The 26,510-nt window shown below is 69.9% G+C and carries 23 protein-coding genes; 12 read left to right on the top strand and 11 right to left on the bottom strand.

Annotation, left to right across the window (positions count from 1 at the left end; all coding sequences use genetic code 11):
* Positions 1-13: 13 nt before the first annotated feature.
* The 7 genes from B7R22_RS01415 to B7R22_RS01385 all read right to left on the bottom strand — a co-directional run bounded on the left by B7R22_RS01415 (position 14) and on the right by B7R22_RS01385 (position 9,084).
* On the bottom strand, positions 14-2,080 hold the full coding sequence (locus B7R22_RS01415) for a cation:proton antiporter (RefSeq protein WP_116410037.1): 2,067 nt from the start codon (positions 2,078-2,080) through the stop codon (positions 14-16).
* A 123-nt stretch (positions 2,081-2,203) separates the two neighbouring features.
* Positions 2,204-3,070, bottom strand: coding sequence for a glycerophosphodiester phosphodiesterase (locus B7R22_RS01410; protein ID WP_172582139.1), 867 nt, complete (start codon positions 3,068-3,070; stop codon positions 2,204-2,206).
* Positions 3,067-4,446 (bottom strand): ABC transporter substrate-binding protein, encoded by a 1,380-nt coding sequence (locus tag B7R22_RS01405; RefSeq protein ID WP_116410035.1) that lies wholly within the window; start codon positions 4,444-4,446, stop codon positions 3,067-3,069. The genes B7R22_RS01410 and B7R22_RS01405 overlap by 4 nt, the downstream gene beginning before the upstream one ends.
* A gap of 48 nt (positions 4,447-4,494) precedes the next feature.
* On the bottom strand, positions 4,495-5,316 hold the full coding sequence (locus B7R22_RS01400) for a carbohydrate ABC transporter permease (RefSeq protein ID WP_116410034.1): 822 nt from the start codon (positions 5,314-5,316) through the stop codon (positions 4,495-4,497).
* Entirely contained in the window at positions 5,313-6,338 is a 1,026-nt protein-coding gene (locus B7R22_RS01395) for a carbohydrate ABC transporter permease (RefSeq protein ID WP_116410033.1), read from the bottom strand. The genes B7R22_RS01400 and B7R22_RS01395 overlap by 4 nt, the downstream gene beginning before the upstream one ends.
* Positions 6,339-6,595: 257 nt before the next feature.
* The gene (locus B7R22_RS01390; protein ID WP_116410032.1) at positions 6,596-7,348 is read right to left on the bottom strand and encodes a response regulator; all 753 of its coding nucleotides are present in this window, start codon (positions 7,346-7,348) and stop codon (positions 6,596-6,598) included.
* The gene (locus B7R22_RS01385; RefSeq protein WP_116410031.1) at positions 7,345-9,084 is read right to left on the bottom strand and encodes a sensor histidine kinase; all 1,740 of its coding nucleotides are present in this window, start codon (positions 9,082-9,084) and stop codon (positions 7,345-7,347) included. The genes B7R22_RS01390 and B7R22_RS01385 overlap by 4 nt, the downstream gene beginning before the upstream one ends.
* 195 nt (positions 9,085-9,279) lie before the next feature.
* On the opposite strand from B7R22_RS01385, the gene B7R22_RS01380 reads away from it, so the two are divergent.
* From B7R22_RS01380 to B7R22_RS01365, 4 genes are all read left to right on the top strand, one after another.
* The gene (locus B7R22_RS01380; protein ID WP_116410030.1) at positions 9,280-10,758 is read left to right on the top strand and encodes a cation:dicarboxylate symporter family transporter; all 1,479 of its coding nucleotides are present in this window, start codon (positions 9,280-9,282) and stop codon (positions 10,756-10,758) included.
* Between the two features lie 172 nt (positions 10,759-10,930).
* Positions 10,931-11,974, top strand: a complete 1,044-nt coding sequence (locus B7R22_RS01375; protein ID WP_437184123.1) for an ABC transporter permease — start codon at positions 10,931-10,933, stop codon at positions 11,972-11,974.
* A gap of 110 nt (positions 11,975-12,084) precedes the next feature.
* On the top strand, positions 12,085-12,894 hold the full coding sequence (locus B7R22_RS01370; protein WP_116410134.1) for an ABC transporter permease: 810 nt from the start codon (positions 12,085-12,087) through the stop codon (positions 12,892-12,894).
* The gene (locus B7R22_RS01365; RefSeq protein WP_253258815.1) at positions 12,894-14,669 is read left to right on the top strand and encodes a dipeptide ABC transporter ATP-binding protein; all 1,776 of its coding nucleotides are present in this window, start codon (positions 12,894-12,896) and stop codon (positions 14,667-14,669) included. Before B7R22_RS01370 ends, B7R22_RS01365 begins: the two co-directional genes overlap by 1 nt.
* Positions 14,670-14,714: 45 nt before the next feature.
* On the opposite strand, the gene B7R22_RS01360 is transcribed toward B7R22_RS01365, so the two are convergent.
* Positions 14,715-15,008, bottom strand: a complete 294-nt coding sequence (locus B7R22_RS01360) for a putative quinol monooxygenase (protein ID WP_116410029.1) — start codon at positions 15,006-15,008, stop codon at positions 14,715-14,717.
* A gap of 179 nt (positions 15,009-15,187) precedes the next feature.
* On the opposite strand from B7R22_RS01360, the gene B7R22_RS01355 reads away from it, so the two are divergent.
* The 4 genes from B7R22_RS01355 to B7R22_RS01340 all read left to right on the top strand — a co-directional run bounded on the left by B7R22_RS01355 (position 15,188) and on the right by B7R22_RS01340 (position 19,583).
* Positions 15,188-16,534, top strand: a complete 1,347-nt coding sequence (locus B7R22_RS01355) for a sensor histidine kinase (protein WP_116410028.1) — start codon at positions 15,188-15,190, stop codon at positions 16,532-16,534.
* Complete coding sequence (locus B7R22_RS01350; RefSeq protein ID WP_116410027.1) at positions 16,531-17,205, top strand: response regulator; 675 nt, start codon at positions 16,531-16,533, stop codon at positions 17,203-17,205. Before B7R22_RS01355 ends, B7R22_RS01350 begins: the two co-directional genes overlap by 4 nt.
* 81 nt (positions 17,206-17,286) lie before the next feature.
* Entirely contained in the window at positions 17,287-18,087 is an 801-nt protein-coding gene (locus B7R22_RS01345; protein WP_116410026.1) for an ABC transporter ATP-binding protein, read from the top strand.
* On the top strand, positions 18,084-19,583 hold the full coding sequence (locus tag B7R22_RS01340; RefSeq protein WP_116410025.1) for an ABC transporter permease: 1,500 nt from the start codon (positions 18,084-18,086) through the stop codon (positions 19,581-19,583). The genes B7R22_RS01345 and B7R22_RS01340 overlap by 4 nt, the downstream gene beginning before the upstream one ends.
* Positions 19,584-19,739: 156 nt before the next feature.
* Here the strand turns inward: B7R22_RS01340 and B7R22_RS01335 are convergent, their stop codons facing one another.
* Both B7R22_RS01335 and B7R22_RS01330 read right to left on the bottom strand, forming a co-directional pair.
* On the bottom strand, positions 19,740-21,179 hold the full coding sequence (locus B7R22_RS01335; protein ID WP_116410024.1) for an MFS transporter: 1,440 nt from the start codon (positions 21,177-21,179) through the stop codon (positions 19,740-19,742).
* A 121-nt stretch (positions 21,180-21,300) separates the two neighbouring features.
* Entirely contained in the window at positions 21,301-21,984 is a 684-nt protein-coding gene (locus B7R22_RS01330) for a TetR/AcrR family transcriptional regulator (protein WP_116410023.1), read from the bottom strand.
* Positions 21,985-22,022: 38 nt separating this feature from the next.
* Here B7R22_RS01330 and B7R22_RS01325 point away from each other — a divergent pair, with 38 nt between their 5' ends.
* From B7R22_RS01325 to msrA, 4 genes are all read left to right on the top strand, one after another.
* On the top strand, positions 22,023-23,207 hold the full coding sequence (locus tag B7R22_RS01325) for a permease (protein WP_253258814.1): 1,185 nt from the start codon (positions 22,023-22,025) through the stop codon (positions 23,205-23,207).
* On the top strand, positions 23,197-24,063 hold the full coding sequence (locus tag B7R22_RS01320) for a TIGR03943 family putative permease subunit (RefSeq protein WP_253258813.1): 867 nt from the start codon (positions 23,197-23,199) through the stop codon (positions 24,061-24,063). Before B7R22_RS01325 ends, B7R22_RS01320 begins: the two co-directional genes overlap by 11 nt.
* Positions 24,053-25,621: a hypothetical protein gene (locus tag B7R22_RS19005; RefSeq protein ID WP_172582138.1), complete on the top strand. Its 1,569-nt coding sequence runs from the start codon at positions 24,053-24,055 to the stop codon at positions 25,619-25,621. Before B7R22_RS01320 ends, B7R22_RS19005 begins: the two co-directional genes overlap by 11 nt.
* 96 nt (positions 25,622-25,717) lie before the next feature.
* On the top strand, positions 25,718-26,233 hold the full coding sequence (gene msrA / locus B7R22_RS01310) for a peptide-methionine (S)-S-oxide reductase MsrA (RefSeq protein ID WP_116410022.1): 516 nt from the start codon (positions 25,718-25,720) through the stop codon (positions 26,231-26,233).
* Positions 26,234-26,337: 104 nt separating this feature from the next.
* Here the strand turns inward: msrA and B7R22_RS19000 are convergent, their stop codons facing one another.
* Entirely contained in the window at positions 26,338-26,490 is a 153-nt protein-coding gene (locus B7R22_RS19000) for a hypothetical protein (protein ID WP_172582137.1), read from the bottom strand.
* Positions 26,491-26,510: the final 20 nt, after the last annotated feature.

The raw sequence follows: 26,510 nt of genomic DNA, 5'->3' as shown, positions 1-26,510 counted from the left end.
CGGTGGGGGCGGGTCAGGCGGTGGGAGCGCCCTGGAGCTGGAGGGCTATCTGCTCGGCGTCGAGGGCGGAGAGGGCCGCGTCGAGGGTGTCGGCGTTGAAGGTGCCGTCGTCGCGGGCATCGAGCAGCACGGTGCGCTTCGCCGCGATGAGGGCCAGCGCCTGCTGCTTCGGGGTGCGGTGCGCGGGCGGCGGGGCCCCGCCTTTGGCACCCGCACCGTCGCCGCCTGCCGTCCCGTCGCCCGTGACGGGGGCACGGTCGGCGTTGGCATCGGCGTCTGCGTCCGGCACGTCATCCGAATCCCCCGAGGTCGTGGTCGTACTGTCCACGGCCTCCGGATGATCATCCAGCGTCGTCTCGCTGAGCAGCGTGAACAGGCGGGCCCGTTCGTCGGCGGCGAGCTCCGCGTCGACGGGTGCGAGCTTCAGCCACCGGATGACCAGCGGCAGTGTTCCGCCCTGGATCAGCAGAGACAGGGCAGCGACGACGAACGCGATGAGCACGAGGAGCGAGCGGTTCGGGGTGTCCTGCGGAAGGGTCTGTGCCGCCGCGACCGTCACCGCTCCGCGCATGCCGGCCCAGACGACGACCGCGCCTTCGCGCCAGCCGAGCGGCGCCTGCACGAGGTAGTCGATGTCGGCCAGGGTGCGGGTGATGCGTGTGGTGAACCGGGTCATGTCGGCGACGGTCGGTGGGCGGCGCCTCCGCAACCGCCGCTTGATGCGCCGTCGGGCGCGGTCGCCGAGGTCGGCGCGAAGAGCGAGGTCGGAGGTCGGTCCGCCGTTCCGTGCGGGCGCGCCCCGTCCGAAGCCGGGCCCACCCACGACCTCCCCCGGCGCCCATCCCGCGCCGGGGGCCTGCGAAGTGGCGGCGCCCGGCGGTGTGAACAGACCCTGCGATACGCCTTCCGCCGGCTGCACACCGCCATCGCCGGCATCGGCCGCACCCGCCCCGAGGGCGCGCAGCCGCTCCGCGCCCTGCCCCGCACGCGCTGCCTCGATCATCCCCGACGCGCGCTCCGCCGCGGCGGCCGGGTCGGCGAGCGCCGATGCCATCTGGGTCAGGCGCGGCTTCATGCTCGCCGTGCGCTCCGACCGCTTCTTCAGCCCGCGCAGCAGCGGTGCGACATACCCGGCCCGCACGAGGATGGTCAGCAACAGGGCGCCGAGCGCGATCAGCAGGGTCGGTCCGACGCCGAGCCGCTCCTGGCCAACATCGGCGAAGATCGACGAGAGTTCGAGCCCCATCAGGAGGAAGACGGCGCCCTCGAGCACCAGCTCGACGGTGTTCCAGTTCTGAGTGTCCGACTGGCGGCTCTGCGGCGACAGCACCCGCGGCCCGAGGCGGCCGGTCACGAGGCCGGCAACGACGGCGGCGACGAGACCGGATGCGCCCAGCAGCTCGGCCGGGATCGACGCCAGGAACGGCACCGTGAACGAGATCACCGTGCCGACGGTGGCGTTCTGGATGCGCGCGCGCACGAACAGGTTCAGGCGGCCCACCACGAACCCGAGCGCTGCGGCGACGGCGACCGCGAAGGCGAACTCTCCGATCGTGCCCCAGAGGGAGACGGAGGCGGCGGCTCCCGCGATGGCTGTGCGCAGCAGCACGAGGGCCGTCGCGTCGTTCAGCAGGCTCTCGCCCTCGAGGATCGCCACCGCACGGGAGGAGACAGGCGATCTCTTGACGATCGAGGTGGCCACCGCATCCGTGGGGCTCACGATCGCGCCGAGCGCGATTCCCCACCAGAGGTCGAGCCCCGGGATCACCCAGGCGAAGAAGAGCCCGAGCACCACCGACGAGGCGATCACCAGCACGATCGAGAGCCCGCTGATCGCGGCGAACTCCCGGCGGAAGTTCATGGCCGGCATCGAGACCGACGCGGAGTAGAGCAGCGGCGGCAGCACGCCCGCGAGAATCAGCTCCGGCTCCACCTGGAACGCCGGCACCACCGGCAGGAAGCTCACCGCGATTCCGAGCGCGACGAGCACGAGCGGCGAGGCGATCCGCACCTTGGGCCCGAGCAGGGCGGCGCCGGCAATGCCCAGGAGGGCGAACACCCCCGCGATCAACAGTTCCATCACGTCACCAGCCTGTCACGCCCGGACTCCGGATGCCCGGACTCCGCGCGGAGCCGGCGAGCAGAGGGCCTCCCGGGCGGGCGCGGCGGCCCGCCCGCACCCGCCGCGGCGCGCGGCACAGGCTCAGGCGCCCGTGCCCACGCCCTCCGCCCACGCCACGAGGTCCTGGGGCCGGTTGGTGATGATCCCGTCGACACCCGCTGACACGGCGAGCTCCCACTGTCGGGGCTCATCGAGCGTCCAGGGCGTCACCGAGAAGCCGGCCGCCCGGAGATCGGCGGCGAGCTTCGGATGCTCGACGAGCAGCAGCCCGTACGGGTTGCACCCGGCGGCACCCAGCTCGCCCAGCAGCCGAACGAGCTCCGCAGTCGCCGCAGCCGCAGCCACCGCTGCTGCCTCCGCATCGACCGCGCCGGGCCGGGCGACGGCGGCCGCAGCCGCAGCACCCATCCACTCGCGTCGGGCGGGCAACCCCGGCAGCTCGGACACGAGCACCTCCAGCCGCACATCCGGAGCCGTAGCCCCCAGCGCCCGCACCGTGTCGACGTCGAAACTCTGCACGACGGTGCGTGCCACCATCCCGGCCAGGCGCACCTTCTCGAGCTCCGGCGCGAGCGAACGTTCCTCCCAGCGGCCCTTGAACTCCAGCAGCCATCCGATACCCGGGTGCCGGGCGGCCCAGGCGATAAGGTCGTCGAAGGTGGGCACGCGGGCACCCGCGAACGCCGGGGCGAACCAGGTTCCGGCGTCGGCGGAGGCGAGGGAACGAGCATCCGTCCCCTCCACGTCACCGACGAGGTCGGTCGTGCGGTCGAGGCGGTCGTCGTGGATGACCACCGCGACCCCGTCGGCCGTGAGCTGCAGGTCGACCTCGATGGCGTCGGCACCCGCCGCGAGCGCGGCGTCGAAGGAGGCGATGGTGTTCTCCGGGGCGACCGACGAAGCGCCGCGGTGGGCGATGACCCGGGGAGCGACGACCAACGGGGTCACAGGTACGGCACCACGTTCTGCTCGTACGACGTGGTGATGTCGGCAGACGCCTTCGGGAAGACGTCGGATGCAGCCGAGTTCTGCAGCATGATCTGCTCGAGCGCGGTGGTGAGGTACTTGTCACCCGACGGCACGAACGAGCGCGCCCAGTCCTGCGAGCGCGCGTTCTTTAACTGATCGACCGCGGTGCGGAACTGCGGCTTCTGCGTGTAGATCGCACTCATCGTGGCGCCCTCCATCGCCGAGGTGCGCACCGGCATGTAGCCGGTCGCCGCCGAGAACGTCGCCGTCTGCTCGGCATCGGTGAGGTACTTCAGGAACATGCCGGCCGCGAGCTGCTGCTCGGGCGTCTTGCCCGCCGGGATCGCCATGCCCGTTCCGCCCGTCGGCGTGAACGCACCCTTCGGGCCGGCCGGCAGGAAACCGGTACCGACGTCGAAGGTCGACGACTTGAGGATGCCCGTGAGTGCACCCGTCGAGGCGACGGTGCAGGCGCTGAGGCCCGCTCCGAAGTCGGCCGCGGAATCGGTCGCCGACACCGTGGCGCTCTTCTTCTCGTTGATCATCGCTCGGAGGTACTCCCCCGCCTCGAGGGTCTCGGGCTGGTCGAGCTTCATGGTCCAGTCGCTGGAGTAGGCGCCACCCTTGCCCCACATGATGTTGCAGAACCACCACGCGGCCCAGGAGGTGCCCTTGCCGATGCCGAGCGGTGCCGCGCCGTTCATCACTGCGCTGAGCCTCGGAGCCCACTCGTCGAACTCGTCCCAGGTCGCGGGTGCGCGGTCGGGGAGGCCTGCTGCGCTCCAGAGCGACTTGTTGTAGTAGAACAGCGGGGTCGACCGCGCGTAGGGCATCGCCCAGTGGCTGCCGTTGTACTCGTAGTCGCCGTAGAGGGTGCTGTTGAAGTCGTCGGTGTTCGCGTTGAGGTGCGCCGCGAGGTCATCGAGCGGGATGATCTGCTCATTGATCATGTAGCGGAACCACCACACATCGCTCGCGCCCACCAGGTCGGGCACGCTGTCGGTTCCGGATGCCGCCTGGAACTTCTGCGCGATCTCGTCGTAGTTCGCACCGGCCGTGACCATGTTGACGACGATACCCGGGTTCGCAGCCTGGAAGCCGTCGATGATGGTCTGCTCCGTCGCCATCGAGTTGCCGGGGTGGTTGGTCCACCAGGTGATCGAGGAGGCCGGCTTGATGTTCGTCCAGTCCTGGGCCGGAGTGGCGGAGGCGGCAGAGCCGACATCACCGCCCACGGACGGCCCGGCGCAGGCGGCGAGGAGGGCCGTGCCCGAGAGCGCGGCCCCGAAGGCCAGCACGTTGCGGCGTGTCACGCCGTTGGGGAAGGCATTCGAGAGGTCGAAACGAGGCGTCATGGTTCTGTCTTTCTGTAAGAGGGCGGGGTGGGAAGAAGTTGGGGGGAGCTAACCGGTGACCGCGCCCGCCGTGAGGCCGGCGACGATCTTCCGCTGCATCACGAAGAAGACGATGAGGATCGGCAGGGTGACCAGCACCGTTCCGGCCATCAGCACGCCCCAGTTCGTGATGCCGTCGGTGTTCTGCAGCAGGGTGAGGCCGATCGGGAGGGTCATCATGTTCGGGCGGTCGACCACCAGCAACGGCCAGAGGTACTCGTTCCACTCGGTGACCACCGAGACGAGGGCGACCGCCGCGATGGTCGGGGTCGACATCGGCACGACGAAGGCCCAGAGCCGCCGGAGGTGGCCCGCGCCGTCGAGCGCGGCCGCTTCGAGCACCGAGGGCGGCAGCGAGAGGAAGTGCTGCCGGAACAGGAACGTGCCGAACGCACTCGCCAGGCCGGGCACGATGATGCCCTGGTAGGTGTTCAGCCAGCCGAGGCTCGCGACGAGCGTGTAGTTCGGAATGATCACGATCTGCTGCGGCACGAGCAGCGCGAAGATCACGATCGCGAAGAACACCTTCTTGAAGGGCACCTCGATGAACACCAGGGCGTAGGCCGTCATCAGCCCCAGGATGATCTTGATCCCGGCCCCGACGACCGTGGTGATGGCGCTGTTGACGAAGAACGCCCCGAACGGCACCACGCCGAGCGCGTCGCTGTAGTTCGTCGGTGCGAACGACGACGGCAGCCACTGGATCGGAAGGGAGTAGATCTCCGTCTGGCCCTTGAAGCTGGCCAGCAGCATCCAGACCAGAGGGAGAACCATCGCGGCGACGGCGACCAGCAGGGCGATGTAGCCGCCGATCGGGAATCTGCGCATCATGAGTAGTGCACCTTTCGTTCGACGAATCGCAGCTGCACCAGCGTCACGATGATCAGCACGACAAAGAGGATGGTGGCGACGGCCGACGAGTACCCGGCCCGGCCCGCGACGAAGCCCTCCCGGTAGATCTCGTACATCATCGTGGTGGTGCCCTCGAGCGGGCCGCCCTTCGTCATCGCCTGGATGATGTCGAAACTCTGCAGCGAGGAAAGCAGTGTGGTGACGCTGAGGAAGAACGAGGTCGGGCCGAGCAGGGGCAGGATGATGCGCCGGAAAGTCCGCACCGGTCCGGCGCCGTCGAGAGCCGCCGCTTCGAGCACGTCGGCCTGGATGGCCTGCAGCCCCGCCAGGTAGATCAGCGCGATGTAGCCCACGTTCTTCCAGAGCTGCACGATGATGACCATCACCAGCGCCCACTGCGGGTCGTTGTACCAGGCCGGGGACGGCAGGCCGATGGCCCCGAGCACGGCTGCGACGATGCCGAAGTTCGGGTCGAAGACGAACAGCCAGAGGAGGCCGACGGCTACGCCCGAGAGCACATAGGGGGCCACGATGATCGTCCGGGCGGGCCCCCGCAGCTTGAGTTTCTGGTTGAGCAGCAGAGCGAGCCCGAGACCGATCACCATGCCGCCACCGACCGTGGCGAGGGTGAAGACGACGGTCACCCCGATCACCTGCGGGGTCGTCGAATCGGTCAGCCAGTCGGTGTAGTTGCGGAACCCGACGTTGATGGCGCGTTGCGAGCCGATGTTCCACTGCAGCGTCGAGTAGTAGAACGACTGCAGCAGCGGTTTGTACGTGAAAGCGATGAGCAGGGCGATGTTCGGGCCGGCGAGCAGCACGAAGAGCAGCCAGTTGCGGGCCTGCGTGCGCCGCGACTGGAGCTTTCGTGCCCGGGCCCGTTCGGCCGGATCGGGTACGTTCCGCTTCGCGGGAGGCACGGTGCCGGGCCGCGCGCCGGGCCCCGTCTCCGCCTGCCCGGATGTCTCACCCGCCGCTGGGCGCGTCGCTGTCGACGTCATCTGCAACCACCTTCGCTGTTCAGTTCGTCAGCCACGCTAGACGGAGACTGTCCCCCGAATGGGTGAGGAAACGGCTTGAACGAACCTATTGCAGAGCGGTCACCCCCTGTTTAGATTCACCCGGGGAATTCATCGAGAGGTTGCCCTGCGGCAACCAGTTCTGGAGGATGCCGGATGCTGCGGGCGGTAGAACGGGCGGGCGCGACGGCAGGCGGGCACGACGACCGGCGCGACGGCAGTCGGGACAGCCGGCGCGCTCAGCTCCGCATGAGCCGGTACTCCACCTCGGGGCGCCCGGGGGTCCCGTAGCGGGAGGTCTTCTCCGCCGCCCCCGACGCGACCAGGTGTTCGAGGTAGCGCCGGGCGGTGACACGCGACACGGCCGCCGCTTCGCTCACTTCACTCGCCGACAGCGCCGCGGGAGCCGCGGCGAGCGCTGACACCACGACCTGAAGCGTTCCTTCGGAGAGGCCTTTGTCGTAAGAGACCGGCGCCGCCGAACGGAGGGCCCCGAACGTGCTGTCGACGTCACCCTGTGTCGCCACCGGGCGGTCACCGTCGAAGGTGTGCCGAAAGTCGAGGTAGCTGCGCATCCGCTCGGCGAATGTGGCGTAGGCGAACGGCTTGATCAGGTACTGCACGATGCCGAGCGACACGGATGCCCGCACCACCGCCATCTCACGCACCGCCGTGATGGCGATCACGTCGATCTCGAGCCCGGCGCTGCGGATCTGGCGACAGAGGTCGAGCCCGTACATGTCGGGGAGGTTCATGTCGAGCAGGATCAGGTCGATCGGCGTCGGCCGTGGTTCTGGATGCCGCGGGTCCGCGTCGGCCGGATGCTCCGTTCCGCGTGCTGCCGCGGTGCGGAGCTGCCGGATGGCCTCCTGACCGGTGTGCGCGATCCCCGCCACCTCGAACCCGCCGACGCGGCCGAGGTAGGCGGCATGGGCGCTGGCCGTGATCTCCTCGTCGTCGACCACGAGCACCCTGACGGGAGCGGCGGTCATCCGGGCGTCGTCTCGCGAACGGACTGCCGGGCAGCGCCGCGCGGCAGCGTGACCGTCACCACGGCGCCCCCGTCCGCCTCGACGCCGATGCTGCCGCCCAGGCGCCGAACGCTCTGGCCCACCAGCGCCAGGCCGAATCCACGCCCGTGCGGCCCGGCGGCCTTCGACGAGTAGCCCCGCTCGAAGGCGCGGCCGACGTCGTCGATGCCCGGTCCGTTGTCGGAGACGCGGATGACCACGGGCTCCCTCCCCGAGCGCTCACCCCGAGCGCCACCGCCCCCGCGCCCGCCAGCGCCCCCGCTGACAGCCACGACGACCCGCGGATGACCCGTGCCGCCGTCGATCGCCGCGTCGAGGGCGTTGTCGACGAGGTTGCCCACGATCGTGATGAGGTCGTCGGGGGGCACCCCCAGCTGTCCCAGCCCCGGTGTGATCACCAGCTCGAGCTCCGCCCCTCTCTCCCGGGCCTCAGCCGACTTGCCTACGAGGAGCGCGGCGAGCACCGGCTCCTCGACAGCCTCGATGAGTTGGTCGGCGAGGTTCTGACCGCGATCGAGCTCACCGGCCGCCAGCGCGATCGCCTCCTCGCCGCGACCCAGCTCGATCAGCGCGACGATGGTGTGCAACCGGTTCGCGTGCTCGTGCGTCTGCGAGCGGAGCGCGTCGGAGAGCGTCCGCATGTTCTGCAGCTCGCCCGAGATGCGCAGCAGGTCGGTGTGGTCGCGGAGGGTCGTCACCGTGCCCATCACGCGCCGGGAGGTCACGCGACGCCTGGTGCCACGCCCCGGCGCCACCGCGACCGCGGGCTCCTGGTTCACCACCAGCACCCGGTTCTCGGTGACGAAGATCTCGTCGACGGCACGGTCTCCGCCTGCGAGCAGGCTCTGCAGAGCATCCGGGATCTGCAGCTCGGAGACCGCCACCGGAACACTCCCCGACGGCGGAAGACCGAGCAACTCGGCCGCCTGGTCGTTGTGCAGCACCAGTCGTCCGCGTGAGTCGACGAGCACGAGACCCTCCCGAACGGAGTGCAGCACACCCTCGTAGTACGAGAACATGCGGCTCATCTCCTCGGGCCCCCGGCCCCAGGTCACCCGCTGCAGATACCGGCTCAGCAGCCACGACGCGAGGGCGCCGAAGAGCAGCGTGAGGCCGGCGAATCCGAACACGAGCGGCAGCCGTTCGGCCAGCGCACCCGACACCTTCGAGACCGTCACCCCGGCCGCCACCAGCGCGACGACGGTTCCCTGCGGGTTCAGGATGGGCACCACCGCGCGCACCGACGGCCCCAGAGTGCCGGTGTACGTCTCGGTGAAGGTGCGGCCCGTGAGCGCCGGCTCGATGGTGCCGACGAACGGCCGGCCGATCTGGTCCACGTTCGGGTGCGTGAAGCGCGTGCGGTCGGGCGCCATGATCGTGATGAAATCGGTCGCGGTGTCGGCCATCAGGTTCTCGGCGTACGGCTCGAGCAGAACGCTCGGATCGGCACCGGGGATTCCGCTGCCGGCCGACCCTGCGGCATCCGGACCCGCCGCCTGGATCGCCTCGAGCACGAACGGATTGTCGGCGATCGAGGTCGCCACCGACAGGCTGTGGTCGGTGGCGCTCGTCTCGACGATTCCGCGGGCGTCGTTCCAGAGCCAGACCAGCGCCGCGGCCGTGAGCAGCAGGATGAACACGAACTGCAGCGCGAAGAGTCGCCGGGAGATGCTCCAGCGACGGATCCAGGCGATCATGCGGCGTGCCCACCTGCCCTGTTCTGCTCTCGCAACGGTGCGAAACGTTCGGTCACCCTCAGGGTAGACGCCGCGGGCAGAGGATGCTCGCGAACACTATGAACAGAACCCGCCACCCTTCGCGGTTCTGGCGGATGCTTGCCCGACTGAACAGCGCCCACGGAGTCGTGCGGCGCCATCCGAAAGGGAACACTCATGGCAAAGACGCCTCACACGGCCGGCCCCGCCGGCACGGCCCGAACGCCCGGCTCCGGCTCCGGCTCCGGCTCCGGCTCCGGCCGCCCCAGGAAACGCCTCGACCGCGCGCACTACCTCTACCTGTTCGTCATCGTCGCCGTCGCGGCGGGCATCGCGGTCGGGCTCCTCGCCCCCGAGTTCGCCAAGGGACTGAAGCCGCTCGGCGACGGGTTCGTCGCGCTGATCAAGATGATGATCGCGCCCGTCATCTTCTGCACCATCGTGCTGGGTGTCGGATCCATCGCCAAGGCAGCCACCGTCGGCAAGATCGGCGGGCTGGCGCTCGGCTACTTCATCATCATGTCGACGTTCGCACTCGGCATCGGACTGGTCGTCGGCAACGTCATCCACCCCGGCGACGGGCTGAACATCGCCAACGCGACCTATGACACCTCGGCGCTGGCCCCGGCGGATTCGACGCAGTTCGTGCTGGGGATCATCCCGACCTCGCTCCTCTCCTCGCTCACCGCGGGCAACATCCTGCAGGTGCTGTTCGTGGCGCTGCTGGTCGGCTTCGCCCTGCAGCACCTCGGGGCGAAAGGCAAGCCGATCCTGAACGCGATCGGGCAGATCCAGGTGCTGGTGTTCCGCATCCTGTCGATGATCATGTGGGTCGCGCCGATCGGTGCGTTCGGTGCGATCGCGGCGGTCGTCGGCTCGAGCGGCGCGGCCGCACTGGTGAGCCTCGGCACGCTGATGATCGCCTTCTACATCACCTGCGCGCTCTTCATCGTGGTCATCCTGGGCGGTCTGCTCTGGATCGCGGCCCGCACCAACATCTTCCAGCTGATGCGCTACCTCGGCCGGGAGTACCTGCTGATCGTGTCGACGTCGTCGAGCGAGGTCGCGCTACCGCGCCTCATCGCGAAGATGGAGCACGTGGGCGTCACCAGGTCGGTCGTGGGCATCACGGTTCCCACCGGATACTCGTTCAACCTCGACGGCACGGCGATCTACCTCACGATGTCGTCGCTGTTCATCGCAAACGCCATGGGCACGCCGCTGAGCATCGGGGAGCAGATCTCGCTGCTGCTGTTCATGATGATCGCCTCGAAGGGTGCCGCCGGGGTGTCCGGTGCCGGAATCGCCACCCTCGCCGGCGGCCTCCAGGCGCACCGCCCCGACCTCGTGAACGGCGTCGGCGTGATCGTCGGCATCGACCGCTTCATGTCGGAGGCCCGCGCGCTGACGAACTTCACCGGGAACGCGGTGGCGACCATCCTGATCGGCACCTGGACGAAGCAGATCGACCACGAGCGCGTGCGCGCGGTGCTCTCCCGCCAGCTCCCCTTCGATGAGGCGACGATGAGCGCGGAGGACGCCGAGCCGGTGCTGGATGCCGCGGGCACGCCCGCGGACGCGGCCCACGATAAGGTCACCACCTCAGAGATCGCCGCCATCGTCGAGGGCCCCGTCGGCAGCCGCCGCTCCCGCTGAGCCCACGCACACGCTCGCGCACCCGCACGCGCACGCGCGAACGGTCGAATAGGGAATGCGCGGGGCCGAACCGCGGCCACAACGGCGCGGGTCTGGCCCAGCGCATTCCGGAGGGAGCCCAGACATCCGCGCGGGTAGCCGCCGGGCCGTGGCGAGCGCCTAGGCTCGGAGGGTGACTTTCCTCGCCGACGCCGCCGGTTCGCCGGGCCCCGGCAGTGCGGGCGGAGCGGAAGCGCTGCACTCGCGCCCGCACGAGCGCGGCGGCGGGGTCTGGCGCGCGGTGCGGTGGGCCGCGACACGCGTCGCGGGGGCCGTGTTCGTGCTGTGGGCCGTGGCCACGCTGATCTTCTTCGGCATCAGGCTGATCCCGGGGGACCCGGCGGAGGCGATCCTCGGCGGGCCAGGCTCCCGGGCCACACCCGAAGCGCTCGCGCAGGCGCGCGCCGAGTTCGGGCTCGACCAGCCCCTGTTCACCCAGTACTTGCACGAGCTGGGGCGGCTCGCGACCGGCGACTTCGGCACGTCGTACGCGCTGAAGGTGCCGGTGGGGCAGGTCATCCTCGACGGCCTCGGCAGCACACTGGTGCTCACCGTGATCTCGCTCGCGGTCGCCTGGCTGCTCGCCATCGCGCTCGCACTGTGGGCGACCCGGGGCGGGCGCGTCGCTGCCGCCGTCTCCACCGTGCTCGAGATCGTCGCCGCCGCTGTGCCGAACTTCTGGCTCGGCACGATCCTCATCCTGCCGTTCAGCGTGGGGCTGGGCTGGCTTCCGGCGATCAGCACGCCGGGCATCCCGGGCCTCGTGCTGCCCGTGCTCACGCTGGCGATCCCGCTGGCCGGGTTCCTGGGGCAGCTCATGCGCGAGTCGGTGCTGAACGCTCTGGATGCCCCGTTCACCGTCTCGGCGAGAGCCCGGGGTGAGAGCGAGACCGGGGTGCGGCTCATCCACGCGCTCCGGCATGCCGCCCTGCCCGCGATCAGCCTCTCGGGCTGGGCGTTCGGATCGCTCATCAGCGGTGCTGTCGTCGTGGAGACCGTCTTCGCCCGCCCCGGGCTCGGCCGCACGCTACTGAATGCCGTGCTGATCAGGGACATTCCTGTCGTCATCGGCGTGGTGATGGTGGTCGCGCTGGTGTACATCGTCGTGACGATCGCGACGGATCTGGCCGATCGGATCGCCGACCCACGGCTGCGCCAGCAGGGCGGCGACCGGTGAGCGGCTCAGCGGGCGCGCCGCTGCTGCCGTCAACGGCGGGGACCGGTGGGAAACCCGGCCCCGGCCGGCGCGAAACGGATGGTCGTGCATCCGGAACCCGCCACCTCCGCCTGATCCTCGGCCACCTGCACGGCGGGGAGATCGTCGCCGCTCTCGTACTGATCTTCCTGCTCGTCGCCGCTCTCGCCCCGAGCCTGCTCACCGCGACCGATCCGCTCGGAATCGCCCCGGCCGACGCCTTCACCCCGCCGTCGCCCCGGCACTGGTTCGGCACCGACGAGTCCGGGCGCGACATCTTCACCCGGGTGGTCTACGGAGCGCGGTCGTCGCTCCTCATCGGCGTGGCAGCGACCGGGATCGGGCTGGTGCTGGCGGTCATCCTCGGCTCCCTCGCCGGCCTCGGCCCACGCGCCGTCGACTTCGGCGTGAACCGGCTGCTCGAGGTGCTGTTCGCGTTCCCGGGGCTGCTGCTCGCGCTGCTGTTCATCACGATCTTCGGGCCGGGAGTGGCGACGTCGACGATCGCCGTGGGGCTCGCCACGGCGCCCGGCTACGCGCGGATCGTCCGGTCCGAGATCCGTTCGATCCGTGGATCGGGGTACATCGAGGCCGCGACGGTGCTCGGGCGGAGCCCGGCGCAGATCTTCCGCCGGCACATCCTGCCGAACGTGGCAGCCGGGCTGTTCGCGCTCGCGACGCTCGGGGTCGGGCAGGCGATCGTGTGGGCGGCGGCGCTCAGCTTCCTCGGGCTCGGGGCGGTGCCGCCCGCGGCGGAATGGGGCGCGATGCTGTCGGCGGGGCGAACGTACATCAGTGTTGCGTGGTGGCTGACGTTCTTCCCGGGGGCGTTCGTGGTGCTGGCAGCGGCGTCGGCGACGGTACTCGGGCGGGGCCTCCAGCGCCGGAACCGGGAGCGGTGATGAGCGAGCAGGATGCCGTGGCGATGAGCGAGCGTGCCGCCGTGCTCGACGTGCAGAACCTTCGCGTCGCGTTCCGCACCGGGCGCGCGAGCACCCAGGTCGTCGACGGGGTCGGCTTCCGCATCGAACCCGGGCAGTGCCTCGCGCTGGTGGGCGAATCGGGGTCGGGCAAGAGCGTGACGGCACGCAGCATCCTGGGCCTCGCAGGCGACAGCGCACACGTGTCCGCCGATCGCCTCAGGGTCGGCTCCCGTGACGTGCTCACCCTCGGGAACCGCCAGCTGCGGGCGATGCGGGGTGCCGACGTGGGGCTCGTGCTGCAGGATGCCCTCGTCTCCCTCGACCCGCTCCGCACGGTGGGGCGGGAGATCGCGGATGCCCTGCGCCTGCACACCCGCCTCACGCCGTCGGAGCGGAGCGCACGCGTGCTGCGGGTGCTCGCCGATGTGGGTGTTCCCGAACCGCACCTGCGCGCGCGGCAACGGTCCGGCGAACTCTCGGGCGGACTCCGGCAGCGGGCGCTCATCGCGTCGGCGATCGCCCTCGAACCGCCGCTCCTGATCGCGGACGAACCGACGACGGCCCTCGACACCACGGTGCAGGAGCAGATCCTGCGGCTGCTCGAGCGACTGAAGAGCGAGGGCACGGGCATCCTGCTGATCAGCCACGACCTGGCGGTGGTCGGTCGTATCGCCGACACGATCGCCGTGATGACAGACGGGCGCATCGTGGAGCAGGGGCCCGCTACGCAGGTTCTCGGCGACCCGCAGCACGAGTACACCCGGCTTCTCATCCGCGCCGTGCCGGCCGGGCGCCCACGCGGCACGCGTCTGGCCCCTACCCCCACCCCCGCGGCCACCGCGCCGACCGCCCAACACGATCGCAGCGTGGGCTCGTCACCGAAGGGACCCGAATCGTCGGATGACACCCGGGGTGGAACGATTTCGGCCCCTTCGCGCGGTCTGGGAGGTGCGGGAGACACGATGCCCGCAGGGAGTGCCGCGCTCGAGGCCCGGGGGCTGTCGAAGAGCTACCGAAGTCCTGACGGGTCGCGACGCGTCGTCGTCGACGACGTCTCGTTCGTGCTGGAGCGCGGGCGCACCCTCGGGCTCGTCGGTGAGTCCGGCTCGGGCAAGACGACGACCGCCCGCCTCGCGCTCGGGCTGACGGCTCCGGATGCCGGAACAGTCACCCTCGGAGGCGCTCCGTGGAGCATCCTGAACGAACGCCTGCGCCGCCCCGAGCGGAGGAGGATCGGGGCGATCTACCAGGATCCGCTGGGCTCGTTCGACCCTCGCAGGAACGTGCGGGAGATCCTCGCCGACGCGCTCACGTCAGGCCGGAGCGCCAGCGGAGCCGGGGGGCGGGCCGCTCTCGCCCGGTCGATCGCCGAGCTCCTCGACTCCGTCGGGCTGGCGACCGCCCTCGCCGACCGCAGGCCGCTGCACCTGTCGGGTGGGCAACGCCAGCGCGTGGCGATCGCGCGGGCGCTGGCGCCTGATCCGCAGATCCTGGTCTGCGACGAACCCGTCTCCGCCCTCGACGTGTCGGTGCAGGCACAGGTGCTCGACCTGCTCGACGAACTGCAACAAGAGCGCGGCCTGAGCTACCTCTTCATCTCGCACGACCTCGGCGTAGTGCAGCACATGAGCGATACGGTGGCGGTGATGTTCGACGGACGCATCGTCGAGACGGGCCCGAGCGCCGACGTGTTCGCCCGCCCGGCGCACGAGTACACCCGCCGCCTGCTCGAGGCGGCCCCGCGCATCGGCTGACGCGCCCGTGCCGAGTTGGAGCCGGCGCCGGTACCGTACCGGTACCTAGAGCGAGAACGACGTCTCGTAGATCGACAGCACGGGCGGCCCCGCCAGGATCGTGCCGAGCTCGCTCTTTCCCTCGTCGGTCTGGCGCCAGGCGCGGTACGCGGTGTCGGCCTCGATCGACTCCCAGCGCTCGACGACCGTCACATGCGTGGAGTCGTCGCGGTCGATGAGGACGTCGACGCCGAGGTTGCCCTCGCGAGCGCGAGTCTGGGTGAGCACCGTGCGGATGAGGCCCTCCGATCCGGAGACGGCTTCGGGCTTCAGTCGCAGTTCGAGCGTGGCGGTGATCATGGTTCTCCTTCGTCAGTGCATGGCGTGTCAGTGCGTGGCGCGGTCACCCGCGCACGCTTCCTCCAACCTCCCACAGCCGGGTGGGATTCCTCCATCGGAAGGACGATTTCGGCCCGCCCATAATGCGGAATCCCCCGCGTGGCCGCCCCGCGCCCCCGCGCGCCGCCTACGGTGTTCTTATGATCCGCGCCCTCACCTCCCGCCAGCTGGGAACAGACATCGGCGTGGCCGCACTTCTCGTCGTTGTGGCGCTCGCCTACACGGCCCAGTCCGGCTACGTGGGTTTCGCTGACGCCGGGGTGGCCCTCGGGATGGGCGTCGCTCTCGCGCTCCGCCGGTTCAGTCCGCCGCTCGCGCTCATCCTCGCGTGGCTGGTCGCCGTGCTCCAGATGCTGCTGCGGCAGGATCCGGGCCTCGCCGACCTCGCCATCCTCCCGGTGCTCTACTCGAGCGCCGCCTACGGTCCCAGCGTGCTGCGCTGGCTCGGCTTCGCGTCGACGTTCGTCGGGGCCGCACTCGCGACGCTCTACACAGTGACGATTCCCGCACTGCTCACCTATGCGACGCCCTCGGTCATCTACCAGGGCCTCCGTGCCGGTCTGAACGGCGAACTCGCGACGGTGGCGGAGAGCACTCTGATCGTCTTCACCGGTGCGGTGGCGGTGTTCATCCTGAGCTGGGTACTGGGGGTGCTGACGCGAGCGTTCTCCCGCTCGGAGGCGAGCCGCACGGCCCAGCAGGCGGCAGAGAACGACCGGCTCCTCGCCGAACAGGCGGTCATCGTCGAGCAGGAGCGCAACCGCATCGCCCGGGACATGCACGACATCGTCGCGCACTCGCTTGCCGTGGTGATCGCCCAGGCCGACGGCGCCCGCTACCTGCATGCCTCATCAGGCATACATCACGATCAGATCGCGAACCCGCGGGATGGGCACAACCTCGTCGACGAGTCACTGAGCACGATAGCGAGCACCGCACGCGGGGCGCTCGCCGACTTCCGGGTGCTGCTCGGCGAGCTCCGGCACAACGAGCCGAGCGGACCGCAACCGGGACTCGGCGAGCTGGATGACCTGGCCCGCCAGTTCGGGTCGACGGGGCTCACGGTCGAGCTCCGCACGAGCGGTGTCTCCGCGCCCCTCGGTTCCCCCCGCGAGCTCGCCGTCTACCGCATCGTGCAGGAGGCGCTGACGAACGCGCTCCGGCACGCCGACCGGGCGAAACCCGTGGTCGTCGCGCTCGACTGGGGCCGGGAGGAGCTGTGGGTGACCGTGACGAGCACGAACCCGCTCGCAGGCGTAGGCGTGGGCGCCGATTCGGCGTTGGCGACCCCCTCCACCGGCGCAGCGCCCGAACCGGCCGCCGGCCCAGGCCACGGCATCCCCGGCATGATCGAGCGCGCGACCCTCGCCGGCGGCGTGCTCGCCGCCGCACCACGGGGCACGCTCTTCGTGGTCTCAGCCCAGCTGCCGATTCCCGCAGCCACGACAGGACTCCAGCCGACACCGAGTCGGGCGGTCACCGCGTGAGCGACCCCGTGGTCATCCGCGTCGCGCTCGTCGACGACCAGGCGCTCTTCCGCTCCGGGCTCCGGATGCTCGTGGCCAGCCAGCCCGACCTGCTGCTTGTGGGTGAGGCCGCCGACGGAGCCTCGAGTGTCGAGCTTGCGGCCGTGGTTCACCCCAACGTGATCCTCATGGACGTGCGGATGCCCGGAATGAACGGCATCGAGGCGACCCAGCACATCCTGGCCGCAGCGGATGCCCGGGGTGCTGCACGGCCGCGCATCATCGTGCTGACCACTTTCGACCTCGACGAGGCCGCCGCGCGCGCCATCCGGAGTGGGGCGAGCGGCTTCGTGCTGAAGGACGCCGAGCCCGCCTTTCTGCTCTCGGCGATCCGGATGGTGCACAGCGGCAGCGCCGTGATCGCCCCCTCGGCGACGCGCGAACTCTTCGACCACTTCACGGCCGGCTCGGCGAAGACCCCACCGCCGTCGGCCTTCGATTCGCTGACCGTGCGGGAGCGCGCCATCTTCAGCCAGGTCGCGCGCGGACTCAGCAACGCCGAGATCGCGTCCGACGAGTTCGTGAGCGAGGCCACCGTGAAGACGCATCTCAGCCGCGTGCTCGGCAAGCTGGGGCTCCGCGACCGCGTGCAGCTCGTGGTCTTCGCCTACGAGCACGGCCTGGCCGGCTGAACCTCCGAATCATCCCTCTGGCTGACCCCGGTCATCCCTTCGAGCGATTCGGCGCATGAGTCCCTTTCCTATGGTCGGAGAATGACCCCAGAAACCCTCACCCCGCCCGTTCCGGCCCGCCAGCACCTGAACGCCGCGCTCCGGGCGCCGATCGCCGAGACTCTGAACCTGAGCAAGTCGTACGGAGCCGACTCCGCCGCGGTCAGCGCACTCCGCAACGTCACCCTCCGGCTCGAGTCCGGCAGCTTCACGGCGATCATGGGACCGAGCGGATCGGGCAAATCGACGCTGATGCACATCATGGCCGGGCTCGACGGCGCGACATCCGGAACCGTCTTCCTCGGCGGAACCGACATCACCCGGCTCGACGATCGTGCGCTCACCCTGCTGCGCCGACGCCGGATCGGGTTCGTCTTCCAGTCGTTCAACCTGGTACCGACGCTCGACGTGCAGCAGAACATCCTGTTGCCGTACGAGCTCGACGGTCACCGGCCCGACGCTGCCGAGACGGCGCGGATGCTCGCGCTGGTCGACTCCCTCGGGCTCACCGCGCGGCTCGGCCACCGCCCGCACGAGCTGTCGGGCGGGCAGCAGCAGCGGGTAGCGATCGCCCGCGCGCTGGTCACCCGACCGGAACTGATCTTCGCCGACGAGCCCACAGGCAACCTCGACTCGAAGACGAGCCGCGATGTGCTCGGGCTGCTCACGAGCGCGAGCCGGGAACACGGGCAGAGCATCGCGATGGTGACCCACGACCCGATCGCTGCGAGTTTTGCGGACCGCATCATCTTCCTCGCCGATGGGCGCGTGGTGGATGACCGGGGGCCGTCGTCGGCGCACGAGATCAGCCGCCTCATGCTCGACCTCGAGGTCGCCGCGTGAGCGCCGCCCGCCGCGGCGCCGCCCACCCCCGCGCCGCCTCCCCGCGACCGGGCGCTGTCCGCACCGGCACCGCCCGCACCACCGCCGCCCGCCCCACCGCCGCCCGCCCGCTCCGCGAGCACGCCCCGAGCATCCTCGTCGCCGCCCTCAGCGCGGCGTTCGGTGTCTCGCTCCTCGAGACCGTGTCGGTGCTGACCACCGCCATCGCCGCCGACGACGTCACCGGCGCCAGCGCGACGGTGGCCTCCATCCTGTCGATCGCGGCCGTCATCTTCCTCAGCATCGCGGTGTACGTGGGCGCCGTCGTCACGGCCAACAGCTTCCAGACGATCATCGCCGGTCGCACCCGGGCGATTGCGCTGCGCCGACTGCTCGGTTCCCACGCGCGCTCGGAACGGGCATCCATCACCCGCGAGGGGCTGCTCGTCGGCCTGGCCGGGTCGATACTCGGGGCCCTGGGAGGCACCGTCGTGACGGTCCTCCTGATCGGGACCTCTGTCGCTGCGGGGTTGCTCCCCGACCTGCCCTACGCTCCCCTCACCCCGGTGGCCGGCATTCCCGTGGTCGCCGTGGCGCTCACGACCTGGGCTGCATCGTGGGTGGGTTCCCGCGGGGTGTTGGCCGTGACGCCGATCCAGGCGATCGCCGCCGCCCTGCCCTCCGACCAGCGCGAAGCCGCGGGCGGGCCGGCCCGGGCCGCCGTTGCTCTCGCGCTCTTCCTCGGGGGCGACATCCTGCTCGCGGCAGGCGTCTTCGTCGGCCTCGGCGACCCGCGGGGAGTGCTCGTGGCGCTGGTCGGCGGCATCGTGTCGTTCCTGGGAGTGATCGTGGGCGCGAACCGGGTGCTGCCGGTCATCCTGAGCGCCGTCGGCCGGCTCTTCGGGCGCGGGCCGACAGCCCTGCTCGCCGCCCGGAACGCGGTTCGGAACCCCGAACGGAGCGCCCGCTCAACCGTCGGAGTGCTGATCGGTGTGACCCTGATCACCACGTTCGCGGTGGCGACGGCCGGCTTCCAGCAGATGATCCGCAGGGCCCAGGCCGCCCAGCCCGAGGTGTACGAGGGGGTCGACAGGATGCTCGTCAGCACGGTCGTCGTCTTCTCGGCCCTGATGGGTTTCAGCGCCCTCCTTGCGGCCGTCGGTCTCGTGAACACGCTGTCGCTGAGTGTGCTGCAGCGCACCCGCGAGCTCGGACTGCTCCGCGCCCTCGGATTCACCCGCGGCCAGCTGCGGCGGATGATCGTGGCCGAGAGCACGGCCCTCACCCTGTCGGCGGTCGTGCTCGGCGTGGCGCTCGGAACCTTCTACGGCTGGGCCGGCGCCCAGTCGCTCCTCGGCGGCATCGCCGGAAGTCCCGGTCTCGTGGCGCCGACCCTGCCCCTCGAGCTCGTGGCGACTGTCGCCGTCGCGGCGGCGCTCCTCACGCTGCTCGCGTCGCTCGCGCCCGCCCGCCGCGCGACCCGCGTCTCGCCGACCGTCGCGCTGGCCGCCGCCTGACGCGCTGCGCCCCGCCCCTCGCTCCAGTCCGCGCACCGCGCCCCACGCCCCCACATCACCGAAGGGACGCAAAGCGCTCCAAAGCCCGCGCTTTCCGACACTTTGCGTCCCTTCGTCGCGATGCGCACGCACGCCGCCCGCCCGGCGGGCGCCGCGCTAGATCGCGACGGGTTCGAGCTCCGCGGCCTCCGTCGCCTCGGCCTCCGTCACCTTCACCGACGGCGACAGCACCGCGATCACGATGTTCGCGGCAGCGAAGACCGCCGCCACCAGCAGCCCGAACTGGAACCCGCCCACCGCCGCAGCCACCGGCGCCGTGCCTCCGGCCAGCGCATCCGCGATGTGCGACGTCGCCAGCGTGGTGATCACGGCCAGCCCCAGCGCACCGCCGACCTGGTACCCCGCATTCAGCACTCCGGATGCCGCACCGGCGTCGTTCCGGTGCACCTTCGACTGCGCCGCCACCTGCGCCGGAACCCCCATCGCCGTGATGCCGAGCCCGAACAGCACCAGCCCGGGCAGCAGGTTCGTCGCATAGTCGTTCTGCGCATCCGCCCCCGACAGCAGCACCAGCCCCACCACGCTGATGAGCGCGGCGACGATCTGCACCGGCCGGGTGCCGAAGGTGGTCACGAATCGGGAGGCGACCACCGCGCCCACGATGGCCGCGACACCCATTGGCAGGAACGCGATCCCCGTGTCGAGCGCCGAGAGCCCCCGCACCTGCTGCAGGAAGATCGCCGTCAAAAAGAACATCGCGAGGAACCCTGCGCTGTTCAGGCCGAGCGCGACCACCGAGAACGACAGGCTCCGCGTGCGGAACAGCCGGAGCGGGATCAGCGGTGCCGCCGAACGCGATTCGACCAGCACGAACGCGCCGAGCAGCAGCACTCCCCCGGCGAGCAGCCCGATCACCTCGGGCGAGCCCCAGCCGAGCGGTTCTGCGCGGATCACGCCGAGCATGATCGCGAGCAGCCCGGTCGTGCTGAGCACCGCTCCCGCGATGTCGAAGGTGCGCCTGCCGGTGATCTCCGCGCGGCTCTCCCGCACGATGAGGAACGCCGCGACGATCACGATGACACCGATCGGCACGTTCACGAGGAACACCCAGCGCCAGCTGAGACTGTCGACGAGAACGCCGCCCACGATCGCGCCGAGAGTGCCACCGAGACCCGCGAGTCCACCCCAGATGCCGAGCGCAATGTTCCGCCGGCGGCCGTGCTCGAAGGTCACGGTGAGGAGGGTCAGAGCACTCGCAGAGAGCATCGCGCCGCCGAGCCCCTGCACCCCGCGGAAGAGGATCAGCTCGAACGGCGAGGTCGCGAGTCCGGCCGCGAGCGATGACAGCGCGAAGACGACGAGCCCGATCACGAAGACGCGCCGGCGCCCGATCAGGTCGGCAGACCTTCCGCCGAGCAGCAGGAAACCGCCGAAGATCAACGTGTACGCGCTGATCACCCACTGCAGGTCATCCGGAGCGAATCCGAGGTCGTTCTGCATGTTCGGCAGCGCCACGTTCACGATGGTCACGTCGAGCACCACCATGAACTGCGCTATCGCGAGCACGACGAGGGTGCTCCAGGGGCTCTGTCTCATTGTCTGTTCCTGCTTCCGCTCCCGTACGACGCGCATCTACGTCGTACATTTACAACGTACATCTACGACGTATAGGAGCGCAAGACGGGTCTGGATGCCGCGGGGCTGGCATCGCCGCCGCTCAGGCGGGTTGGATGCCGCGGGTGCCTGCCACGAGAAAGTCGACGCCCCGGCCGAAGTAGGCATCCTCGCTCGGGCAGACCAGGAAGAACTCCGCAGAATCGAGCAGGGCGGGAAACTTCTTCGGGTCCATCGACTCGAGTGCAGCGCGCTTGCTCCGCAGATGCGCGTCCCGCGCCTCCGGATCCCCCTGGGCATCCTGCCCGGGCTCCATCGCCACGAGCTCCACCAGCGAGCAGAGCAGGAACATCCCGGTCTGAGCGGCCTCCGCCGGCGAGAACCGAGCCGATCGCAGCAGTCCGATCACGCGCTCGGCGATCCCCAGGCCCGCCTCGGACTTCATGATGCGCGACGGCACCATCTCCGCGACCAGCGGATGCCCGCGCAGGGCCTCGAGCACCGCAACCAGCACCGCGTGCAGATCGACATCCCACGGGGCGACGCGATCCGGAAGCGCCACCTCCCCGTAGATGCGCTCGGCGATACCGTCGAAGAGCGCCTCCTTGTCGGCGAAGTGCCAGTAGAGCGCCATCGGCGTGACCGAATTGTCAGTCGCCACCCGCCGGATCGTGACCGCCTCGAGCCCCTCGCGATCGGCGATCTCGAGCGCGCTGGCCGTCAACACCCCGCGGCTCAGCCGCTCGCGGGACTTCCCTCGTGTCTTGGTTTCCGTGGACGCACTCATGCCTCCACTGTACTCCGTACAGGTGTGCGGCGGCCCTGTTGACGCCAGGCGGCGGGGCCAGGACGGCCCTGCCTACGGCGCCCTGCCTACGACGCCCTGCCTACAATGGAGGCGAACCTCGGGAGGGTCCCCTGTCACGTCTGCCCACGAGCGAATCGTCGCGCCGAGACATCCGCGCGCCGAGAACGCCGAACGGGCTGCGGTTCGACGGGGCGAACCCGTCGCTTCGTGATCTCACCCGTTCCGAGTTCAACCCCGCCCCGCTGATCGGCATCGCCGCGGTGCTGGTTCTGGTCGGCATCCGGTGGCTGGCACCGCCTGAGCTGACCGCATGGATGACCGACCCGGCCCGCGACTTCGTCACTCTCTCGATCAGCGTGATCATCGAGTCGCTGCCGTTCGTCTTTCTCGGAATCGTGCTCTCGAGCCTGGTGCAGGTGTGGCTCCCGGAGGGCTTCCTGCTCAGGCGGCTGCCCAAGAACCCCGCAGCGAGACGGCTCAGCATCTCGCTACTGGGGGTGCTGCTGCCGGTCTGCGAGTGCGGGAACGTGCCACTCTCCCGCGGCCTCATCATGAGCGGGCTCACCGTCGCGGATTCGATGACGTTCCTGTTCGCGGCCCCGATCATCAACCCGATCACCATCATCACGACCTACCAGGCATTCGGCTGGAACGACGGCATCCTCGTCTCCCGTATCGTCGGCGGCCTTCTCATCGCCAACCTGGTCGGCTGGATCTTCAGCCGCCACCCGCAGCCCGAGACCTTGCTGACGCCCGGGTTCCAGGAGGCGTGCGCTGTAGATGCCGCCGCACCCCGCACCGGCCGCGTGCGCCGCACGTTCCTGCAGTTCTCCACGGAGACCAGCGCGATGATGCCCGCCCTGTTCATCGGGGCCGGGATCGCCGGGCTCATCCAGGTCGCCGTCTCGCGCAACCTGCTGGTCGCGCTCGGCAGCAACCCGCTCTGGTCTGTGCTGGCACTCATGCTGCTCGCGTTCGTCGTGGCCATCTGTTCGAACGTGGACGCGTTCTTCATCCTGTCGTTCGGATCTACCTTCCTACCCGGCGGGATCGTCGCCTTTCTGGTCTTCGGCCCGATGATCGACGTGAAGATGCTCGCACTGCTCCGCACCACGTTCACAGCAAAGACCCTCGTGCAGGTGAGTATCCTGATCGCGATGTGTGCTGCGACTCTGGGATTGGCCGTGAACTTTGTCTTTTAGCCGCCTCGTCTCCCGCTGGCAGGGTCTCGCCCTGAGCCTCATCGGTGTCGTCGCCACGGTGCGGCTCGGTTTCGCCGGGCAGCTCGGGCTGTACATCCACCCGCGCTACTACGTGTTCACCCTGATCATGGCGGCCATCGCCGTGGTGCTGATCGTGGGTGCGTTCGCGGTTGTCCCGGCGTCCGATGACGACGGGCACGGGCACGACGGGCACGGGCACGACCGCGCGGATGCGCACGACCACGACGGCCACGCGTATGCGGTCACCCACGACGGCCTGCTGAACGGCAACGCACCGAGCGGCCGACCCCGCCGCCGCAGACGGTTCTGGATGCTCGCCGGCAGCGCGGCGAGCCTCGCCGTCGTGGCGGCCGCCGTGGCCACCCTGCTCGTGGTTCCGCCGTCGACGCTGACCTCCTCGACGGTCGAGCAGCGCAGCCTCAACAGCTCCTCCGCCACCCTCGGGAACACCAGCGCCCAGGCCGCCAGCACCACCGATGACACCTCCGCCTACACGGTCAAGAACTGGTCGCTGCTCATGCGGCAGGGCGTGGGGCTCGACTACTTCGGCGGTCGGGCCGCGAGTATCACCGGGTTCGTGACGCCCGACGCCGACGACCCCGACGCTGTCTTCTTCGTCGCCCGCTTCGTGGTGACCTGCTGCGCGGTAGACGCCCAGCCCGTCGGCGTGGCCGTCTACCAGCCGGGCTGGCAGAGTTCGTACCCTGTCGACAGCTGGGTGAGCGTCGACGGCACGTTCGGCGCCGACCCGAGCGTGCTCAGCGCGGCATCGATCGTGTTGCAGCCCGACCGGATCGCCGCCATCGCCCAGCCCTCAGACCCCTATGTCTACTGAGCCGTCCACTCAGCCGTCCACCCAGGCAGGGGCGGCCGGAACGGTACCCGTCGGCAGGCCGTCCGCACGCCGGTTCCGGATGCTCCTCTACGGCAGCATCGCCGTCTTCACCCTGCTCGCGGCCGGCCTCGCCCTGCTGAACCTCACGCAGGGCCCGCGGCTGACCACCGCGCAGATGAACGTGCAGACCAGCGTCGAGCGCGCAGGCCAGCGGCTGCTCCTGCAGGCGAACGAGGTCATCGCGCCGATCACCGACGCGCAGGTGAGCGTGAGCCCCGCGGCGATGGTGAAGACGACCACGAACCAGACGAGCATCCAGGTCGAGTTCGGCAGCGTGCTCGCCTACAACACCACCTACACCGTGACGGCGACCGGCGTGCGGAGCGCGTCCCAGGATGCAACCTCCACGTTCACCTACTCCTTCACCACTCCGGATGCCGTGGTGTCGTACCTCGTGCCGGGTACGAAGCCGGGCGCAGCGGCGACCGACGACCGCATCGTGCGCTCCTCCCTCACCGGCGATGCCAGCGAGACCGTCTTCAGCGCACCCGACATCCGCCTCTTCACCACGATCGGCTCGAAACTCGTCGTGGCGACGCCGGACACCGACGGCTACGACCTGCTCGACATCGTGTCGCCCGACGGATCAGCAGCCCCCATCCCCGTGCAGCTGGCGGGCCCCGGAACCGTGACCGGGCTCGCCTCCTCGGTGAAGAGCAACCTCTTCGGCTACACCTACCGCGCCGCGCCGTCGCCGTTCTACCCGACCTCCGCAGACCAGCTGTACATCTATGACACCACACTCGGCCAGGTCTATTCGATCCCCGTCACCGGACCGGATCACGAGCTGCTCGACGTGAAGTCGTGGGCCTTCCTGCCCGGAACCACGTCGCTCGTGGTGCAGCGCCCCGACGGAGCTCTGTTCCTCGTCGACGCCCTGGGCCTGCTCGACGGCTCGTCGGCCGCCGTCCAGGTCGGAACGGCGGATGCCCTGCTGGGCTTCCTCCCGCACACGAAGTCGCTCGTGACCGCGTCGGGCGGCTCGGCAGCCACGATCGACTTCGCCCAGCCGGGCACCCCCGTGACGGCGCCGTTCGCGCTCGCCGGAGCCGCCGACGGGGCCAGCGCCCTCCTGCCCGAGCCCCTCGACAGCACCGGCGCGGTGGTTGCACCCGGCCCCGGCGACACGAGCCTGCAGAAGGTCGACGGCACCGACTCCCAGACACTGTTCACAGCGCCCGCGGGCACCACGATCATCCGGTACTGCCTCTCGGCCAACGGCCGCTACGCCGTGGCGGAGACGGCAGCCACGACGGAAACGTCCCCGTCGACGGCAGCGGATGCCACGGCGGCAACGGCAGCGACCTCAGCCACCACAACCACAACCACAACCACAACCACAACCACAACCACAACCACAACCACAACCACAACCACAACCACAACCACAACCACAACCACAACCACAACCACAACCACAACCTACATCCCGCTCGACGACCCCGCGGCACCCCGAACCGTCACCGGCTCGCAACCCGACTGGTGCAGCGCAGGCTGAGTGCGCGCTGGGAGCCCCCGCAAGCGCGCCATCGGCCGGAACACCGGCGCCGAACCGACTGTTGTACCAAAGGTTGAACGCAAAGGAGACAACACCATGGCTACATTCGAAAAGGCGATCCTCGCGGGCGGCTGCTTCTGGGGCATGCAGGATCTGATCCGCAAGCGTCCGGGCGTCGTGACGACGCGCGTCGGGTACACCGGTGGCGACGTAAAGAACGCTACGTATCGGCACCACGGCCTGCACGCCGAGGCGATCGAGATCACCTTCGACCCGGCGAAGACGAGCTACCGCGACCTGCTGGAGTTCTTCTTCCAGATCCACGACCCGTCGACGAAGAACCGCCAGGGCGGCGACCGCGGTACGAGCTACCGTTCGGCGATCTACTACACCGACGACGCCCAGCTGAACACCGCGCTCGACACGATCGAGGACGTCGACGCATCTGGCCTCTGGCCCGGAAAGGTCGTCACCGAAGTCGACGCGGCAGGCGACTTCTGGGAGGCAGAACCCGAGCACCAGGACTACCTCGACGTCTACCCGAACGGCTACACCTGCCACTTCGTGCGCCCCGGCTGGAAGCTCCCCCGCCGCCAGTCCCAGCAGGCCTAGGGGAAGCGCTACCGTTTGTCGCATCCGCGGGTGCGCGCGCAGGCGCGGAAGCGACAAACCACCGCGGAACCGTTCAGGCGGGGTACGCGCGCGGCGCGCGCGGGTCAGTTGCCGCCGGTGAGAATGCCGAAGATGCCGGTGCCGAGGAAGTAGAGGCCCACCGCCGCGACGCCGATCCAGATCGCGATGCGCGTGTTCGTGGGCCGCTTCGGATTCTTCGGATCCGTCGGCTCTTCGGGTGCGGGGGTGTAGCTCACGGTGGGGGACCAGTCTCGTC

Source organism: Subtercola boreus (assembly GCF_003399635.1).
In the GTDB taxonomy this organism is placed as follows: Bacteria; Actinomycetota; Actinomycetes; order Actinomycetales; family Microbacteriaceae; genus Subtercola; species Subtercola boreus_B.
The sequence above is the reverse complement of the archived record's forward strand: the minus strand, read 5'-3'. Positions and strand labels throughout refer to the sequence as shown.